The organism is uncultured Microbacterium sp., assembly GCF_963521695.1.
GTDB lineage: Bacteria > Actinomycetota > Actinomycetes > Actinomycetales > Microbacteriaceae > Microbacterium.
The window spans coordinates 1-18,677 of record NZ_CAUQWC010000043.1 but is presented as its reverse complement, the minus strand read 5'-3'; the positions used below and the strand labels follow the sequence as shown (position 1 = coordinate 18,677).

Here is an 18,677-nt window from a genome sequence, read left to right as displayed (position 1 = left end):
AGATCTTGAATCCACTGTTTCCGAGGTAGCGATAACCAACCATCCCTCCACGCTAACGCTCCCCTCCGACACCGGGGCCGCGGCATCCCTTCCCTCCATCGAGAAACGCTGTTCGCGTGCACAAACGCCGAGAGCACGCGTTTCTGCCGGCGAATCGCGTTTCTCGCGAACCGATAGCGCCCACCCCGCGCGACCGTCGCGGCGTCCGCCCCCTCACGCATAATCGCGATCTGTGCGCAAAAACGCGAGGAGAGCGTGTGCATGGTCGCCGGAAGCGTTCACGCCGAGAGAACCGTGCGGGGCCGCCCGCGTGCGGCTGCCTTGCACGCGGGTGTGGATGCGTCGCGCCGCGTCAGGCGTCCTTCCGGATCCACCGGAACGTCACCCTCACCAGGGCGAGCCCGACCACCAGCCAGAGCAGGGTCACCAGCAGGATGAGCGGGTGGTCCCACGAGCCCGACGGCTCAGCCGCGGCGAAACTCTCGGGCAGAAACACCGACCGGAAGCCCTGCGCGAGCCACTTCAGCGGGAAGACGCTCGCGACGTTCTGCAGCCACTCCGGCAGGGCGGCGAAGTTGATGTAGACCCCCGAGATGAACTGCAGCAGCAGGACGATCGGGATGACGACGCCGGTGGCGCTGCGGCCGGTGCGCGGCAGCGCCGACAGCCCGATGCCGAGGATCGCGCACGTGGTGACGCCCAGTAGGAACACCCACGCGAACGTCAGCCACCGTTCCGGCTCGGTCGGCAACGGAACGCCGAAGAACACGGCCGCGACCACGATCAGCAGCACCGACTGCAGGAAGCCGGTCACCAGCACCTGGCCGAGCTTGCCGATGAAGTACGACACCGGGCTCAGCGGGGTTCCGCCGAGGCGCTTGAGCGTGCCGTCGCTGCGCTCCATCGCGATGTCGATCGACATGTTCTGCAGTCCCGACAGCAGCACGCCGGCGGCGAGCATGGCGGGGAGGTAGAACTGCGCGGCATCCACCTCGTCGCCGGGCGGGCCGAAGGTCTGCGCGTCGAAGGCGACGGCGAAGATCAGCAGGATCATCACCGGGAAGAGGAACGTGAAGAAGACCGAGTCGCCCTGCCGGAAGTAGGCGCGCACCTCGAACGCGACGCGCGCGGCCCCCAGTCGCAGCACCCGGCTCACGCGAGATCTCCGGCCGTGGACCGCCGCGCCTCGTCACCGAGGAACGAGAGGTATACGTCCTCGAGGCTCGGGCGCACGACCTCCAGCCGCTCCGGCTCGCCGCCTCGGGCGTACAGGGCGGAAACGAACGCTCCCGGGTCGTCGGTGCGCTCCTCGCGCGTCACCCCACCCTCGCGCCACCGCACGAGCGGCACCCGCGCGTCGGGCCCGCCCAGCTCGTCGATACGACCGACGGATGCCATCTGCCCGCCGACGATGATCGCTGCGCGCTCCGCGAGCTCGGCGGCCTCGTCGAGATAATGGGTGGTGAGAAGGATCGTCGTGCCCTCGCGTTGCAGGTCGCGGATCAGGTCCCAGAACTGCCGCCGCACCTCGGGGTCGAAGCCGGTGGTCGGCTCGTCGAGGAACAGCAGCTCCGGGCGCCCGACGATGCCGAGCGCGACGTCGACGCGGCGACGCTGTCCGCCCGAGAGCTTTCGCACGGAGATTTTGGCCTTTTCGCTCAGTCCCACCGACGCGATGACCTCGTCGACGTCACGGGGCCGCGGGTAGAAGGAGGCGAAGTGCGCGAGGAGCTCTCGCACGCTCGCCGTAGGCACTTCGCCCGTGTTCTGCAGCACGATGCCGAGGCGCGCCTTCCAGTCGAGACCGCCGCGGTGCGGGTCGACGCCGAGCACGCTCACGTCGCCTCCGGTGCGGTCGCGGTACCCCTCGAGGATCTCGATGACGGTGCTCTTGCCCGCGCCGTTCGGTCCGAGCAGCGCGAACGTCTCACCACGACGGATGTCGAAGGTCACGCCGCGCAAGGCCTCGACGCCTCCGCGATAGGTCTTGCGCAGGTCGTCGACCCGCACGACGGTTTCCCTCATGTGCTCAGTCTGGGGGGCGCGGGGCAGGAACAGGAACGACGAGTCGGTGAAGGTTGCATCCGCTGCCTCGGTGAACGGTCGCCGCGTCCCGCCGGCGCGAGGGGGCGAGCGGCCGGACGGAGAGCCCGTGGGGGTCAGAACGGCTCAGCCCGGGCTGGTCGGATCGACGTCGATCGTCCACGCGGTGATCGCGACGGTCGACCCCTCGACGATGTCGAGTTCGATCGGCCACGAGCCGCGCACCATACCGGCCGTCTGCGCCGCCCACACCGTGTTGGTCACGAGGGCGCCGTGCGGAGAGGCCGCATCCCAGCCGAGGATCGCCACGGCGTACCCGCCCGCGGGGACCTCGATGCGCTGAGGGCCGGGATCCTGGGCCATGAACGAGCCTCCCTGCTCGATCGTGACGTCGAGGAGGTGTCCGTTCTGGTCGCCGAACGCGATGTCGGGGTACCCCTCGATCACGCAGGGTTCATCGGAGAAGTTCATGAGCTGGATGGGCATGCCCCGGTGCCCCGTCGCCGCGTCGGGCTCCCCCTTCAGGACGGTCGCCCTATCTTCGGTGCACCACTGCGGATCGTCGGGGAGCGCCGCATCCGCCGTCTCGGGAACGGGGACGCCCGGCGCATCCGGGTCGGGGAGCGCCCCGAAGGAGGAGGCGGAATCGATCTCCTGCTGCGCAGCGACCTCGGCCTCGATCGACGCGTTGCGCCCGGCATCCGTCACCGCACCCGCGACGACGACGGCCACGAGAGCGGCGGCAGCGGCGGGCAGCAGCCAGAGGGGCGTGCGCGAGGGCACCGACTCCGCGGCAGGAGCACGGGCGATGAGCGCCGGAATCCAGCCCGCCGCGAGGCCCCACAGCGCACCCGCCGCCGTCGCGACGCCGAATCCGCTCGAGAGCAGTCCCCGCGGCCCGAACGAGACGATCCACGACCATCCGGCGCCGAGGTCGAAGGCGAGTCCCACCAGGGCGCTCGCCGACACCAGCGCGAACCACGGGGTGACCACGCTCGCTCCCCGGTGCCGCAGCACCACGGCGAGCCCGATGAAGACCACGCCGAGCACGACACCGCCCACGACCGTTGCGACCGTCCCGCCGCCCCCGGCTTGATAGGCGGTCAGCGTCGTCGGCACGAGCTGAGGCAGAACACTTGCCAGTTGGGCGATCCCGCTCGGGATCTGCAGGAGGGCGTCGCGGACACCGGCGGTGACGATCCAGAGGACCACCGCGACGGCGGCAGACGAGGAGTGAGGAGGGTGCGCATCGCGCCCATCCTGTCGCACCCGCCGCGCGAGAACCGGCGAACCCGCCGCGATAGTCAGCCCACGGGCGTCGCGGCGGCCGCGACCGCGTCTTCTTCGGTCGCGACGAGCTGGCCGCACGCTCCGTCGATCTCTTTGCCGCGCGTGTCGCGAAGGGTCGTGGGGATTCCGGCGTCGTTGAGCCGGCGCACGAACTCGTTCTGCACCGGCACCTCGGATGCCGTCCAGATCGACCCCGGAGTCGGGTTCAGCGGGATGGGGTTCACGTGCACCCAGCCGCGGCCGCGCGCGTTGAGCTTCTCGGCCAGCAGGTCGGCGCGCCAGGCGTGGTCGTTCATGTCTTTGATGAGGGCGTACTCGATCGAGACGCGGCGGCCGGTCTTGTCGAAGTAGTTGCGCGCGGCATCCAGTGCCTCATCGACCTTCCAGCGGGAGTTCACCGGGATGAGCTCGTCGCGCAGATGGTCGTCGGGCGCGTGCAGCGAGAGGGCGAAGGTGACCGGGATGTCTTCGTCGGCGAGCTTGCGGATCGCGGGGACGAGACCCACGGTCGACACCGTGATGCCGCGGGCGCTCATGCCGAGCCCGTGCTCTTTGTCGACCATCACGCGGACGGCCTGCATGACCCGCGCGTAGTTGGCGAGCGGCTCGCCCATGCCCATGAAGACGATGTTGCTGACGCGATCGAGCGAGTGGTCGGAGCTCTTCTTGCCGCCGAGGCCGCCGGCGGCGATGAGGGCGTTGGCGCGCACGATCTGCTCGATGATCTCGCCCGCCGACATGTTGCGGGTGAGTCCGGCCTGGCCGGTGGCGCAGAACGGGCAGTTCATTCCGCACCCCGCCTGGCTCGACACGCACAGCGTGATGCGGCCGGGGTAGCGCATGAGCACGGACTCCACGAGCGCACCGTCGTGCAGCTTCCAGAGGAACTTGATGGTGTCGCCGCGGTCGGTCTCGAGCCGACGCACCTCGGTGAGCAGAGGCGGAAGGAGCCCCGCGACGAGTTCTTCGCGACCGGATGCCGGAAGGTCGGTCATGGCGGCCGGGTCGGAGGTGTAGTGCGTGAAGTAGTGCTTCTCGAGCTGCTTCGCGCGGAAGCCGGGGAGGCCGAGCTCCTTCAGCTTCGCGATCCGCTCGTCGTGCGTGAGGTCGGCGAGGTGCACGGGCGGCTTGCCGCGCTTGGGGCTGGCGAACTGGAGGAGCGGGCGACCGGTCTCGTCTTTCGCCTGCTGCCAGCCTTCGGTCTTCGGCCGCACCTGGCGGATGCCGGTGTCTTTCGGCCGCGTCTCGCGGACGGCGGTGTCGGCCGGGGCCCCCGCGGGGCGCGCCTGCCGGGGTGTGGTGGAGCGCACGGGGGGCTGATCAGTCATGCTTTCCAGGGTACCGGGGCGCGCCTGCACCGCGGCTGGGCGCGGAGCCGCGCCGCACAACTCCGGCACATCGCGGTCCCCCGCATCCCGCGTACGGCACGGCGGCCGATCTGCAGGAGTCATGCCACCACAGCCACCGGCCATCAGCGCCGGCCACCGCCCTAAACTGCATCTCATGCCCGGTGCCGGTGACGCCCCCATCCCGCCCGGCGGCGTGCAGAGGCTGCTGAACAACAACGTCGTCGTGGCGATCGACGCCGACGGCCGTGAGCGCGTGCTGATGGGCCGGGGCATCGGCTTCCAGCTGAAGCACGAGGGGCGCGTCGATCCCGCGAAGGTCGAGAAGACCTTCGTGCTCGACCAGGCAACCGACACCGCGCACGCGCAGAAGCTGCTGACCGACGCCCCGTACGCGCTCGTGCAGGCGGTGCTCCACGCCGTCGACGAGGCCGAGCGCGAGCTCGGTCGCGATCTGGGTCGGCGCCTTCCGCTCGCGGTCATCGATCACGTGAACTACGTCATCGAGCGCCTCGACCAGGGCATCCGCATCCCCGGCACCTCGATGCCCGAGCTGCGCATCCTCCACCCCGACGAGTCCCGCGCGGCGGAGCACATGGCGGCCTCGATCGCGGCATCCCTCGAACGCGAGCTCCCGCCCGAAGAGGGGGTGTTCCTCACGATGCACCTGCTCAACGCCACCCGCGACGAACCCAACGGCACCGCAGCGCTGCTCTTCCGCCGGGTTCAGCACGTCGTCCGCACCGTCGAGACCGGCCTCGGCGTCACGCTCGACACCGACAGCCCCGACTACGCGCGGTTCATTTTGCACGTGCGTTTCCTGCTGCAACGTCTCGTGAACCGCGCGATGCTCACCAGCGGCGACTCGTCGTTCTTCGAGTTCGCGAAGCACCGCTACCCCCGTGCGTTCGGTATCGCCGAGGCCGTGAAGGCCTACGTGCTCGCGGCGACCGGGTCGACCCTGACCGACGAGGAGGTGCTGTACCTCACGGTGCACGTCGAGCGCCTCGCGACGAGCCTGGGTCGCGCAGACACCTCTGGCGGACCCGACGCACCGGTGCTATAGTCGCCGACGCAGGTTCACACCTGCCGACGATTTCCGGATTGTTACCGCGCGAGCGGGCAAGACCTGAATCCACATCGCTGACGAGCGATGAACGGATTCGGGTCTTTTTTATTGCCCGAAACACCCGGGGTCGTCGCCACAGAACATTCGAACAGGCCGCACCGAAGCGGCGAAAGGCAGGCGGATTCCGATGGTGGATCACGCGAAGACAGCGGCGGCGGTTCTGACCGGCGTCGGCGGAGAGACGAACATCACCTCGATGGTGCACTGCGCCACGCGGCTCCGGTTCGTGCTGAAGGACGAGGGCAAAGCGGATGCCGCAGCCCTCCGCGCCACCCCGGGCGTCATCACCACCGCGCAGGCGGGCGGGCAGTACCAGGTCGTGATCGGCAACGACGTCCCCGACGTCTATGCCGCGATCCAGGCGCAGACGAAGCTGGGCGGCGCGGGCGGCGAAGGCGGCGACGAGGGACCCAAGGGCAACCTCTTCAACCGCTTCATCAAGATGATCTCGGCCATCTTCACGCCCATCCTCTGGGCCCTCGCCGGCACGGGTCTGCTGAAGGCGTTCCTCGCCGCGGCCGTCACCTTCGGCTGGCTGGATGCCACGACCACCACCTACACGATCCTCAACGCCCTCTCCGACGCGCTGATCAACTTCCTCCCCATCGCGCTGTCGATCACCGCGGCCCGGTACTTCAAGGCGTCGGAGTTCACCTCGTTCGCTATCGCCGCAGCCCTGGTCTACCCCTCGATCGTCGCGCTCAACGGCCTGCCCGACATCACCTTCTTCGGCATCCCGGTGACGATGGTCAGCTACGTCTCCAGCGTCATCCCGGTCATCATCATCGTGTGGCTGCAGAGCCACGCCGAGCGGTTCCTGCTGAAGGTGCTGCCGGGCGCCGTGCGCCGCTTCCTGACGCCGATGATCGTCGTGCTCATCGCGGTGCCGCTGGTGTTCCTCGTCATCGGCCCGATCTCGAGCCTCGTCGGTGGTGGCCTCGCGGCCGGTATCGGCTGGGTCTTCCAGACGCTGCCGTGGCTCGGCGGTGCCATCATGGGCGGCCTCTGGCAGGTCTTCGTGATCTTTGGCCTCCACTGGGGCCTCGTGCCGCTGTTCCAGCTCGAGTACCAGACCACTGGCACGATCTTCCTGCTCGGCCCGGTCTTCGCCGCCGTGCTGGCTCAGTCGGCCGCCGTCGCAGGAGTCCTCGTGCGCACCCGCAACAAGAACCTGCGCTCGCTCGCCGCCCCGGCCACCCTCTCGGGCTTCCTCGCCGGCATCACCGAGCCCGCGATCTACGGCATCAACCTGCCGCTCAAGCGCCCCTTCGCCTTCGGCATCGTCGGCGGCGCCCTGGGTGGGGCGCTCATCGCGATGGGCGGGGTCTTCTCGAAGGCCTTCGTGGTCCCCTCGGGCCTGGCGCTGCCGGCCCTGCTCGGCAACGGCAACATGGTCATGCTCGGCATCGGTCTCGCGGTCGCGATCCTCGTGCCGTTCCTGCTGGTGGTCCTGCTCGGCTTCAAGGACCCGGTCGACGCCACCGCCCCCGCGACTCCCGCCGTCGCCACCGACACCGTGGTGCGAAACCCCGTCGACGGGACCGTCGTGCCCCTCGCCGAGGTTCCGGATGCCGCCTTCGCCGACGGCTCACTCGGCAAGGGCGTCGCGATCCGTCCGACCTCGGGCGCGGTCTACGCCCCCTTCGACGGCACGGTCGTGGCCGCGTTCCCCACCGGTCACGCGATCGGTCTGCGGGGAACTGACGGGGTCGAACTGCTCATCCACGTGGGCCTGGACACCGTCAAGCTCGGCGGCAGCCACTTCACCCTCAAGGTGCAGTCCGGCACCGAGGTCAAAGCGGGCGACCTGCTCGTGGAGTTCGACGGCGCCGCCATCGAGAAGGCCGGATACGACCTGATCACCCCGGTCGTCGTCACCAACGGCGACCTGTACCCCGACGTCGCCGACGTGGCATCCGGACCCCTCTCGCACGGCGAGACGCTGTTCCGCGCCGTCTCGGTCGACTCCCTCACCACCGCCCGCTGATCCCCCGGAGACACGAACAATGACGAACACCCCCTTCCCCGACGGCTTCCTCTGGGGCGGCGCCACCGCCGCCAACCAGATCGAGGGCGCGTACGACGAGGGCGGCAAGGGACTGTCGGTGCAGGATGTGATGCCCCGTGGCATCTCGGCTCCCCGCAGCGACCGCCCCACGCCCGACAACCTCAAGCTCGTCGGCATCGATCACTACAACCGCTACGCGGAGGACATCGCGCTCTTCGCCGAGATGGGCTTCGGCGTCTACCGGTTCTCGATCGCATGGAGCCGGATCTTCCCGAAGGGAGATGAGACCGAGCCCAACGAAGAGGGCCTCGCCTTCTACGACCGCGTGCTCGACGAGCTCGAGAAGCACGGCATCGAGCCGCTCGTGACGATCTCGCACTACGAGACGCCCCTGCACCTGGCCGAGGCCTACGGCGGATGGACGAACCGCGAGCTGATCGGCTTCTACGAGCGCTACGCCCGCACGCTCCTGGAGCGCTTCGGCTCGCGCGTGAAGTACTGGCTGACGTTCAACGAGATCAACTCGCTGCTGCACGCGCCGTTCATGAGCGGTGGCATCCCGATCCCCGAGGGCGGCGTGCCCGAGCAGCAGCTCTACCAGGCGATGCACCACGAGCTCGTGGCATCCGCCCGCGCCACCCGGATCGCCCGTGAGGTGGCACCCGAGGCCCAGGTCGGCTGCATGGTGCTGTCGATGCCGATCTACCCGCTGACCCCGTCGCCCGACGACGCGCGCGCCGTGATGGATGCCGACCACGGCAACCTCGTCTACGGCGACGTGCACACCCGCGGCGAGTACCCCGGGTACTTCCTGCGGACGCTGCGCGAGAAGGGCATCGCCCTCGAGATCACCGACCAGGACCGCGACGACCTGACGAACACCGTCGACTTCGTCTCGTTCAGCTACTACATGTCGATCGCCGAGACCGCCGACCCCGCGAAGCGCGCCGAGGGCGAGGGCAACATCATGGGCGGCATCGCCAACCCCACGCTCGAGGCGAGCGAGTGGGGCTGGCAGATCGACCCGGTGGGGCTCCGCCTGGTGCTGAACCAGTTCTGGGACCGGTGGCAGAAGCCGCTGTTCATCGTCGAGAACGGCCTGGGCGCCCGCGACCAGCTCGTCGAGGTCGACGGTGAGAAGACGGTCGTCGACGACTACCGCATCGCCTACCTCAACGACCACCTCGTGCAGGTCGGCGAAGCGCTCGAAGACGGCGTCGACGTGCTCGGCTACACCTCGTGGGGCTGCATCGACATCGTCAGCGCCAGCACCGCGCAGCTGAGCAAGCGATACGGTTTCATCTACGTCGACCGAAACGACGACGGAACCGGAACGCTGGATCGCTACCGGAAGAAGTCGTTCGGCTGGTACGCCGACGTCATCCGATCCAACGGCGCATCCCTCACCCGCTGACCCCCGTCCGGTTCGGCCCCGGGCCCTCTGGGTCCGGGGCCGGCCCTTTGGAGCGCACCATGACCCGCATCGCCTTCCTCGACGTCGACGGCACGATCCTCGAGCACGGCTCGGTGATCGCGCCCTCCACTGTCGAGGCCATCCGCCAGGCCCGTGCGAACGGGCACCTCGTGTGGCTGTGCACCGGCCGCGCCGAGGCCGACATCCACCCCGACGTGATGGCCATCGGCTTCGACGGCGCGATCTCCAACGGCGGCGCGTACGCCACCCGCGGGGGCGAGACGCTCATCGAGCGACCCCTGCCGCGCGTCGACGTCGAGGCCCTCGAGGGCTACTTCCGGGCCCACGGCATCCACTACTTCCTGCAGACGCACGACGCCGTCTACGCCTCGCCCGGGATGGCCGAGACGATGGAGCAGTTCCTGCGCGCCCGCCACGCCCAGCAGGTGGAAGAACTCGCCGCGCTCGGCATGCCCTCCGACGTCGACCACCGCCAGCGCGACCTGCGCGCCGTGGCCGAGGTCGACCGCGATCGCGTCGCGAAGGCGGTGTTCGTCAGCTCCTCCCCCGACACCGTGGCGCACGCCGCGTCCGAACTCGGTGCCGGATTTCACGTCATCCCCGGTTCGATGCCTCTGCCCGGCGGCTCGAACGGCGAGATCGGGCAGGCGGGCGTGACCAAGGGCTCGGCCATCACCGAGGTCCTCGACGTGCTCGGGCTCTCGGCGACGGATGCCATCGGCATGGGCGACAGCTGGAACGACGTCGAGATGTTCGAGGTCGTCGGCACCCCCGTGGCGATGGGCAACGCCGAACCCGAGCTGCAGCGCCTCGCCGGCCGCGTGACCACGGCGGTGCTGGAGGACGGCGTGCACAACGCGTTCGCGGAGCTGGGCCTGATCTGAGCTCACCCCCGCGCGTTGGCGGCGGCTGTTGCGACGCAGCTGCGGCTGCGGCTCGGGCTGCGGCTGCCGCGTCGAGAAACGCGATTCGCGCGCAGAAACGCGTTGACAGGGCGTTTCTGCCCGCGGATCGCGTTTCTCGGCGGGCAGGGCCGGCCCACGCCGCCCCGCGCGCGCCTCGGCGACGACCCGGCGAAACCCGGACCCGACAAGCGCGGATCACGCCGTCGGCGCGACCCGTCGCGCCCGGCGGCGACGCTCCACCCGCTCGACGGGCGGAAGGCGCTCGGTCAAGCCGGGCATCGACTCGACGCGGGCCCGCTCGACGTGCGCGGCGGCGAGCGTCTGCGCCAGCGAGACGTGCCCGCCCACGATCGCCTCCACCATCTCGGCGTGCTCGTCCCATCGACCGACCGTGTCGCGTTCGGGCGTGAGGCGGAAGAGCCACCGGGTGCGGCCCGTGAGCAGACCGCTCATCCGCGAGAGCAGCGCGTGACCGGCGAGGGCGAAGATCTCGTCGTGGAGATCGGAGTTGCGCGACGACGCAGACGCCGCAGCGACCGAGGCGACGTGCGCCACGTCGAGCGCGGCCCGCAGCGCTGCGGTGTCGGCGCCCGCGGCGGCGCGCTCCGCGGCGAGCACCGCGGCGAAGGGCTCGAGGTGCATGCGCATGTCGAACAGCTCCCTCGCGTCGTCGACCGTGAAGCGGTGCACGACGGCGGCACGGCGATGGGCCGACGACACGAACCCCTCGGCCTCGAGCACGTGCAGCGCTTCTCTGACGGGCACCCGCGAGACGCCGAGCTCCTCGGCGATGTCGCGTTCGCCGAGCTTGTCGCCCATGTCGATCTCACCGGTGATGATGCGCTCGCGCAGGATGTGCGCAATGCGCCGGCCGGTCGCGTCGATGTCGTCGTCCACGCCTCCATCCTGACAGGGGTGGGACGTGCAAGGAAACCGCCGTTTGGTATTCCAAAAGTGGATTTGCAGGCCGTTGGGGCGATCGAGAACCCCCTCTGGTACTCCAAAGTGACGCCCGCGTAAGAATCACATTGCGTGTTCGTTACAACGCGTTGGTATACCCGTTGCGCACCGTAGCGTCACCTCCGTGCTCGCCTTCCTCCTCCGCCGCCTCGCCCTGGCCGGCGCCACGGTCTTCCTCGTGGTCACGATCGGCTTCGTCCTCGGTCGCCTCACCGGCGCCCCCGGCGCACTCCTGCTCCCCGACAACGCCAGCAGCGCCGACGTCGACGCGCTCAACGCCAGCCTCGGCTTCGACCGCCCGGTCCTCGTGCAGTACCTCGACTTCCTCCGCGGGGTCGTCGTCGGCGACCTCGGCGACTCATACCGCCTGCACGAGTCCGCACTCGGACTCGTGTGGGAGCGCCTCCCCGCCACGGTCGAACTCGCCTTCTGGGCGTTCCTGGCCGGCTTCGCCCTCGCCCTCGTGGCCGCCGTGGTCATCCACCTCAGCGGCAGTCGGATCCTCCGCGCGATCGTCGGCTGGCTCGGCGCCACGCGACAGGCCGTCCCCGACTTCTTCTTCGCCCTGCTACTCGTGCTGATCTTCTCCGTCTCGCTCGGCCTCCTGCCGTCGCTGGGCCGCACGAGTCCCGCGAGCCTCGTGCTCCCGGTCGTGACCCTCGCCACCGGCCAGTTCGTGATGTATCTCCGCCTGCTCGACGCCGCGCTGAGCGATCAAGCCGAGCAGGACTACGTCCGCACGGCCTTCGCCATCGGCCAGTCCCGACCGACCATCTTGTTCACCCAGATGCTCCCCAACGCCCTGCCACCGGTGCTCGGCATGGCCGGCCTGAACCTCGGCGGACTGCTCGGCGGCACGGTCGTGGTCGAGGTGGTGTTCGCCTGGCCCGGGCTCGGCAGCCTTCTGACCGCCGCCGTGAGTCAGCGCGACTTCCCGATCGTCCAGGCGGGGCTCCTCTTCGTCGCCGTCGCCTTCGTCGTCGTCAACACCCTCGTCGACCTGCTCGTCGCCCGCATCGACCCCCGAACGGCCACCTCATGACCACCGTCGCCCTGCCCCCGATCCCCGAGGCCGCGACCTCGGCACCGCCCCCTCGCCCCCGTCGTCGGCGCCTGCGCCCCTCGGCCGTCGTCGGCATCGTGATGCTCGCCGTCGTGATCGGCGCGACGGCGCTGCGTCCCGTGCTGCCCGGCTTCGATCCGTTCGGGCAGGACCTGTCGCGCGCCCTGCTCCCGCCCTTCGTCGATCCGGCGCACCCGCTGGGCACCGACCCGCTCGGGCGCGACCTGTTCAGCAGGATCGCCCTCGCCTCCGCCGTCACCCTTGGCATCACGGTGGCCATCGTGTGCCTCAACGCGGTGATCGGCACCACCGTCGGCATCCTGGCCGGCTTCTTCGGAGGGCGGATCGAGTCCGCCCTGTCGGTGCTGTCGAACACCGTGCTGGCGATGCCCGTCGTGCTGCTGCTCATCGCCGTCTGCGCCGTCGTGCCGCCCAGCGCAGGGCTGACGATCCTCGTCGTCGGCTGCACCTGGTGGGTGGGCTACGCCCGGGTGACGCGCAACGTCGCCGCGGCCCTTCGGGCGCAGGACTTCGTGGTCGCACCGCGCACGCAGGGCGCCGATCGCTTCTGGTCGCTCACCCGACACGTGCTGCCGAACGTCTGGCCGCACACGCTCATCATCGCGGCCACCGACGTCGCCACGATCGTGCTCATCGAGGCGTCCCTCGAATACCTCGGTCTCGGCGTGCAGCCGCCCACGCCCAGCTGGGGCGCCATGATCTTCGACGGCCAGAAGTATCTGGCCACCGACCCCTGGCTGGTGATCCTGCCAGGCGTCGCGATGTTCCTCGCCGTGGGAGGGGTGCAGTTCCTCAGCCAGCAGTTCACCGCCGAGGCGCGTGGCGCCTTCCTGCGCAAGGGAGCCCGCCGATGACCCGTCCCGTCCTGTCCGTCGAGAATCTGCGTCTGGATGCCACGACCGACGACGCTCCCCGCACCGTCGTGCACGACGTCTCGTTCGAGGTCGCGCCTTCAGCGGCCCTCGGCGTCGTCGGGGAGTCCGGTTCCGGCAAGAGCCTGACGATGCTCGCAGCCCTCGGCCTGCTGCCCCCGGGCGTGCGCGTCGCCTCGGGGAGCATCCGCATCGACGGCCGCGATGTGACGTCGATGGGTGAGCGCGACCTCCGCAGCATGCGCGGGCGCGTCACCGGAATGGTGTTCCAAGACCCGATGTCGGCGCTCAATCCGCTGCGCTCGGTAGGGGCGCAGGTCGCCGCCGCGGTCAGGGCCCACTCCCCCGCCACCTCGCGCACCGCCGCCCGTCGGCGCGCGGTCGAGCTGCTGCAGTCGGTCGGGGTGCGAGACGCCGCGGAGCGCGCGACATCGCGGCCCCACCAGTGGTCGGGCGGCATGCGCCAACGCGCGGTCATCGCCATGGCCATCGCCAACGACCCGCTGCTGCTCATCGCCGACGAGCCCACGACCGCTCTGGACGTGACTGTCCAGGCGCAGGTCATGGCCCTGCTGGACGAGGTGCGCGAGCGCACCGGATCGGCGTTGGCCCTCATCAGCCACGACCTGGGCCTCGTGGCCCAGCACACCGACGACCTCGTCGTGATGCGGTCGGGACGAGTCGTCGAAAGCGGTCGGACCCGCGCGGTGCTGTCGGCCCCCGCACACGAGTACACGCGTCGGCTGCTCGCGGCGGCGCCGTCGACCCGCACCGGGGCGGATCGCCCGGTGCTCGTCGAGACCGCCGAGGAGCCCGCCCTCGAGGTGACCGACCTCGTCGTGGAGTACCCCGGTCGACGTGGCCGCCGCACCCGGGCGGTCGACGGCGTGTCCCTGCGCATCCGCGCCGGAGAGACGGTCGCCGTCGTCGGCGAGTCCGGATGCGGCAAGTCGTCGCTGCTGCGCGCCATCCTGGGCCTCACCCCGGCAGGCTCCGGCACCATCCGCTTCGAGGGGCGCACCGTCTCACCCGACATCGCCGGGCGCAGCGCCGAGCTGCGCTCCCGTGCCCAGGTGGTGTTCCAAGACCCGTCGTCGGCGCTGGATCCGCGTATGAGCGTCGCCCGCTCCGTCGGAGAACCGCTGAAGATCCGCCGGGGCTTCACGTCGGCGCGCGTGCGGACACTGCTCGACGGGGTGGGCCTCGACAGCTCGTTCGACGATCGTCTGCCCACCCGCCTGTCGGGCGGGCAGCGCCAGCGCGTCGGCATCGCCCGCGCGCTCGCCCTCGACCCCGCGATCGTGCTGCTCGACGAGCCCGTCTCGGCACTCGACGTCTCGATCCAGGCGCAGGTGCTCGACCTGCTGGGCGGTCTGCAGCGCGAGCAACGGCTCGCGTATCTCTTCGTCTCGCACGACCTCGGCGTCGTCCGCGGCATCGCGGACCGCGTCGTCGTGATGCAGGCCGGACGCATCGTCGAGGAAGGCCCGACCGAGCGTGTCTTCGCCGAGCCCCGGCATCCGTACACCCGCACCCTGCTCGACGCCATCCCGCACCTCTTCCCCGACCCGCCGGCCGGTTCGCCGTCGCCGGATCCCGCCCCCTCCCGCACGCTCTCCGACTCGCCCACCCGAAAGGCCCTCTCATGACCCCCTCGACAGCCCGCCGCGCCCTCACGGGCTTCGCCGCCCTCACCCTCGGCAGTGTGATCCTCGCCGGATGCGCCGGCGGATTCGACTCCCCCGCAGGCGTGGGCGACACCGCCCGCACGAGCCTGACCGCCGCCCTGCCCACCGACCCGAGCTCCATGGACCCCATCCGTTCGGGGGCGCTGGTGGTACTGTCGGTCTTCTTCCACACCCACGATCAGCTCGTGAAGATCGCCGCCGACGGCACCCTCGAGCCGAAGCTCGCGACCGACTGGACGGCGAACGACGACCTCACCCAGTGGGAGTTCACGCTCACCCCTGATGTGACCGCGAGCAACGGGGAGGCCATCGACGCCGACGACGTGGTCTTCACCTACGAGACGATCCTGGGTGACCCGAGCGGCGAGAACTACGCCTACCTCTCCTCCCTCGACAGCGTCGAGGCGGTGGATGCCACCACCGTGCGCTTCACCCTCAAGCAGCCCTTCTCGGCCTTCCCCCGCAACACCTCGCTGATCTCCATCGTCCCCGCCGACACCTACCGGGAGATGGGGGCCGACGCCTACGCCCGTGAGCCGATCGGATCGGGACCCTACGTCTTCGACAGCATCACCACGGGCGTCTCCTACGACCTGAAGCGCAACGACGACTACTGGGGTCCGGCCCCGGCCATCGAGGAGATCTCGCTGCAGCCGGTGTCATCCACCGAGTCGCGCGCGAACGGCGTGCTCTCGGGCAGCCTCGACGTCGCCCAGATCGGACCGACGCAGGTGGCGTCGGTGCAGGCCGCGCCGTCGGCGCAGACGTTCTCGGCCGCCTCGAACGGGGTCGTCTTCCTCGGCGTCAACTCCACCGCCGGTCCCCTGCAGGACGTGCGCGTCCGCGAGGCGGTCGCGAAAGCCATCGACACCCAGGCGATCGTCGACTCGCTGCTGTCGGGACTCGCCAAGCCCGCGAAGGCCATGATCGCGCCGGCGGTCGAGGGCTACTCCGACTCCGTCGAGCCCATCGCCTACGACCCCGACGGCGCGCGAGCCCTGCTCGCCGAAGCCGGCTACGACGGCACGCCGATCCCCTTCGACTACGCCACCGACGGTCGCATCCCGCTCTCGAGCGAGGTTGCCCAGAGCATCCAGGGCTACCTGCAAGACGTCGGGATCGCCGTCGACATGCGCGGCGCCGACCAGCAGAGCCACACGCTGAAGGTGCGCGGTCGCGAGATGCAGGGCGTCTACCTCAACACCTGGGCCCCCTCCACGCTCGACGGCGACCTGCCCCTCACTGACTTCTACGAGACCGCCGGCAACAACAACTACGCGCAGGACCCCGCCACCGCCGCCTGGGCGGCCGAGCAGCGCGGTGTCGAGGGCGACGCGCGTCAGGAGGTGTTCGCGAAGCTGCTGGACTACAGCAACACGCAGGGATACTTCGTGCCGCTGTACGTGCCGTTCAACAACTTCGCGGCGGTCAGCGGACTGCGCTGGACCCCGCGCGCCGACGGACTGTACGACTTCACCGGAACGAGCTTCGAATGACCTCCACCGTCCTCACCGACGTCCGCCCCTGGGGCGGCCCCCTCTCCGACGTCGCCGTCGCGGACGGCCTGATCACCGGCATCCATCCGGCGGGCACGGAACCGATCGAGGCGTCAGCCGAGACGGTGTCGGGCCGGGGTCGCATCCTGCTGCCGTCGTTCGCCGACGTGCACGTGCACCTCGACTCCACGCGCATCGGTCTGCCCTTCCGGCCGCACACGGGTGTGCCGGGGGTGTGGGGGATGATGCTGAACGACCGCGACAACTGGCGTCACGCCGAGCGGAGCATGGAGCACCGCGTGGCGACGACGCTCGAGAGCGCGATCGCGCGCGGCACGACCCAGGTGCGCACCTACGCCCAGGTCGACGTCGACGCGGATCTCGAGAGATTGGATGCCGTGCTCGCGGCGCGCGAGGCCAACCTCGACCGGTGCGAGGTCGAGATCATCGCGTTCCCGCAGGCGGGTCTGCTGCGGGAGGCGGGATCGATCGAGGTGCTCGATCGGGCCATGGACCGCGGCGCCGATGTGGTCGGCGGCATCGATCCGTGCGCGCTGGACCGCGACCCGGTTCGCCATCTCGACGCCGTGTTCTCCATCGCGGAGCGCTACGGCGCCCCCGTCGACATCCACCTGCACGAGCCCGACCAGCTGGCGAAGTTCTCGGCCGAGTTGATCATCGAGCGCACTCGCGCCCTCGACATGCGCGGTCGCGTCACCATCTCGCACGGCTACGGCCTGGGGCGCCTCCCCGACGCGCAACTGCGCGGGCTCCTCGAGCAGTTCCGCGACCTCGGCATCTCGATGGCCACGGTCGCCCCTCAGGCCCCGCTGCCCACGCACCTGCTCGACGAGTACGGCATCGCGCTGGGCCTGGGGCAGGACGGCCAACGCGACTACTGGTCGCCCTACGGCAACACCGACATGCTCGACCGCACCTGGCAGCTGGCCTTCACCAACGGCTTCCGCCGCGACGACGACATCGAGCACTGCGTGGCGATCGCCACCGTAGGGGGTCGCGCGGTGATGGGCAGGGCGGCCATGCCGGCTCATGGCGCCGAACGCCCCGGCGTCGGAGTCGGCGACCCCGCCGACCTCGTGCTGGTCGCCGGTGACACCGTGACGGCGGCCGTCATGGACCGCCTGAGCGACCGCACCGTGCTCTTCCGCGGCGCCGTCGTCGCCGACGCCCTCGAGCTGACCGACGGGAGCCGCGCCTGATGCTGCTGCTCAGCACGCCCCAGCTCGAGTGTCTCGTCGACCGCGAGGCCATCGCCGACGCCGTCTCCCGGGGGTTCGCCGAGATCGCCGAGGGCCACGCCGACCAGCCCGGCCCGACCTCCATGTCGACGCCCGCGGACTCCAACCGCTTCATCCTGATGTCGGCGGTGTCCGAGGCGTCCGACCTCGCGGGGGTCAAGCTCCTGGCCGACGTGCCCGACAATGCGGGGCGTCGACTGCCGACCCAGCGCTCGATGATCCTCGTCGTTGATCGCGTCGACGGATCCCCCGTCGCGCTGCTGCACGGCGCGGTGCCGACCCGGGTACGCACCGCCGCCGCCAGCGCCGTGGCCACCCGGACGCTGGCCCGTCCCGACAGCCGGACCCTGGGTCTCATCGGCGCCGGCGCGCTGGCCCGCGAGCACGCTCTGGCCCTCCGCGACGTGCGGCCCTTCGACCGCGTCGTGGTGTGGTCGCGCACCCGGGAGCGCGCCGAGGGGCTCGTCGCCGACCTGCGCGGCGAGGGGTGGGCCACCGCGATCGAGATCGCGGCATCCCCTCGAGAGGTGGTGGAGGGGGCTGACGTCGTCTGCACCCTGACCCCGTCGGTGCAGGCCATCGTCGAGGGCGCGTGGCTGCGCCCGGGGCAGCACCTCAACGTCGTCGGGGCCCGCCCGCGCGCCGACGAGCGAGAGGTCGACGGCGAAGCCATGGCGCGCTCCTCGATCTGGGTCGACGACCGCGCGACGGCGCGCACGAAGTCGGGCGACCTGCTGCGGGCGATCGCCGAGGGCGCGATCTCCGAGGCCGACGTCGTCGGCACGATCGGAGAGGTCGTCGCCGGTCTCGCGCGGGGCCGTATGTCGCCCGACGAGATCACGCTGTTCGACTCGGTGGGGATCGGCGCGCAGGACGTCGCCGTCGCCGACGTCTTCATCCGCGCCGCCCGCGCGCAAGGCCTCGGCACGACCGTCGACCTGAGCGCCTGAGCCTGTCGCTCGCCGGCGGCATCACCCCCGTGGTGACTCCCTCGCGCGATGATGCCTCGGCACGGTGATGCCGGCGCGCCGATGCCGCCGTGCGGTGATGCCGCAGCGCTGAGAAACGCGATCCGCGCGCAGAAACGCAGTGACAACGCGTTTGTACGCGCCGATAGCGTTTGACACCGCCCTACCCCACACGCCCCCCCCCCGAAACCGCG

General features: G+C 70.4%; 15 protein-coding genes. 10 read left to right on the top strand and 5 right to left on the bottom strand.

Annotation, left to right across the window (positions count from 1 at the left end):
* Positions 1-352: 352 nt before the first annotated feature.
* The 4 genes from RWP81_RS05210 to rlmN all read right to left on the bottom strand — a co-directional run bounded on the left by RWP81_RS05210 (position 353) and on the right by rlmN (position 4,661).
* Positions 353-1,156 (bottom strand): ABC transporter permease, encoded by an 804-nt coding sequence (locus RWP81_RS05210; protein WP_243501246.1) that lies wholly within the window; start codon positions 1,154-1,156, stop codon positions 353-355.
* Positions 1,153-2,025 (bottom strand): ABC transporter ATP-binding protein, encoded by an 873-nt coding sequence (locus RWP81_RS05205; RefSeq protein WP_314453091.1) that lies wholly within the window; start codon positions 2,023-2,025, stop codon positions 1,153-1,155. The genes RWP81_RS05210 and RWP81_RS05205 overlap by 4 nt, the downstream gene beginning before the upstream one ends.
* A 144-nt stretch (positions 2,026-2,169) precedes the next feature.
* The gene (locus RWP81_RS05200; protein ID WP_314453087.1) at positions 2,170-3,255 is read right to left on the bottom strand and encodes a DUF4232 domain-containing protein; all 1,086 of its coding nucleotides are present in this window, start codon (positions 3,253-3,255) and stop codon (positions 2,170-2,172) included.
* Between the two features lie 92 nt (positions 3,256-3,347).
* Entirely contained in the window at positions 3,348-4,661 is a 1,314-nt protein-coding gene (gene rlmN, locus RWP81_RS05195; protein ID WP_314453084.1) for a 23S rRNA (adenine(2503)-C(2))-methyltransferase RlmN, read from the bottom strand.
* Between the two features lie 175 nt (positions 4,662-4,836).
* On the opposite strand from rlmN, the gene RWP81_RS05190 reads away from it, so the two are divergent.
* The 4 genes from RWP81_RS05190 to RWP81_RS05175 all read left to right on the top strand — a co-directional run bounded on the left by RWP81_RS05190 (position 4,837) and on the right by RWP81_RS05175 (position 10,135).
* Positions 4,837-5,745 carry a PRD domain-containing protein gene (locus tag RWP81_RS05190; protein WP_314453081.1) on the top strand — a complete coding sequence of 303 codons (909 nt, stop codon included), beginning with the start codon at positions 4,837-4,839 and terminating at the stop codon, positions 5,743-5,745.
* 190 nt (positions 5,746-5,935) lie between these two features.
* A complete protein-coding gene (locus RWP81_RS05185; protein ID WP_314453078.1) occupies positions 5,936-7,795 on the top strand; it encodes a beta-glucoside-specific PTS transporter subunit IIABC in 1,860 nt (619 codons plus the stop codon).
* Positions 7,796-7,814: 19 nt separating this feature from the next.
* Positions 7,815-9,230, top strand: coding sequence for a glycoside hydrolase family 1 protein (locus tag RWP81_RS05180; RefSeq protein ID WP_314453075.1), 1,416 nt, complete (start codon positions 7,815-7,817; stop codon positions 9,228-9,230).
* A 59-nt stretch (positions 9,231-9,289) separates the two neighbouring features.
* Positions 9,290-10,135, top strand: coding sequence for a Cof-type HAD-IIB family hydrolase (locus tag RWP81_RS05175; protein WP_314453072.1), 846 nt, complete (start codon positions 9,290-9,292; stop codon positions 10,133-10,135).
* Between the two features lie 216 nt (positions 10,136-10,351).
* On the opposite strand, the gene RWP81_RS05170 is transcribed toward RWP81_RS05175, so the two are convergent.
* A complete protein-coding gene (locus tag RWP81_RS05170; RefSeq protein ID WP_314453069.1) occupies positions 10,352-11,053 on the bottom strand; it encodes a GntR family transcriptional regulator in 702 nt (233 codons plus the stop codon).
* 187 nt (positions 11,054-11,240) lie between these two features.
* On the opposite strand from RWP81_RS05170, the gene RWP81_RS05165 reads away from it, so the two are divergent.
* From RWP81_RS05165 to RWP81_RS05140, 6 genes are read left to right on the top strand one after another with little or no spacing between them, the layout of a single operon-like run.
* Positions 11,241-12,158, top strand: a complete 918-nt coding sequence (locus RWP81_RS05165; protein ID WP_055951702.1) for an ABC transporter permease — start codon at positions 11,241-11,243, stop codon at positions 12,156-12,158.
* Positions 12,155-13,054, top strand: a complete 900-nt coding sequence (locus tag RWP81_RS05160) for an ABC transporter permease (RefSeq protein ID WP_314453064.1) — start codon at positions 12,155-12,157, stop codon at positions 13,052-13,054. Before RWP81_RS05165 ends, RWP81_RS05160 begins: the two co-directional genes overlap by 4 nt.
* On the top strand, positions 13,051-14,721 hold the full coding sequence (locus RWP81_RS05155; protein WP_314453061.1) for an ABC transporter ATP-binding protein: 1,671 nt from the start codon (positions 13,051-13,053) through the stop codon (positions 14,719-14,721). The genes RWP81_RS05160 and RWP81_RS05155 overlap by 4 nt, the downstream gene beginning before the upstream one ends.
* The gene (locus RWP81_RS05150; RefSeq protein WP_314453058.1) at positions 14,718-16,256 is read left to right on the top strand and encodes an ABC transporter substrate-binding protein; all 1,539 of its coding nucleotides are present in this window, start codon (positions 14,718-14,720) and stop codon (positions 16,254-16,256) included. Before RWP81_RS05155 ends, RWP81_RS05150 begins: the two co-directional genes overlap by 4 nt.
* Positions 16,253-17,476, top strand: a complete 1,224-nt coding sequence (locus tag RWP81_RS05145) for an amidohydrolase family protein (RefSeq protein ID WP_314453055.1) — start codon at positions 16,253-16,255, stop codon at positions 17,474-17,476. Before RWP81_RS05150 ends, RWP81_RS05145 begins: the two co-directional genes overlap by 4 nt.
* Positions 17,476-18,465 (top strand): ornithine cyclodeaminase family protein, encoded by a 990-nt coding sequence (locus RWP81_RS05140; protein WP_314453051.1) that lies wholly within the window; start codon positions 17,476-17,478, stop codon positions 18,463-18,465. The genes RWP81_RS05145 and RWP81_RS05140 overlap by 1 nt, the downstream gene beginning before the upstream one ends.
* Positions 18,466-18,677 lie beyond the last annotated feature (212 nt).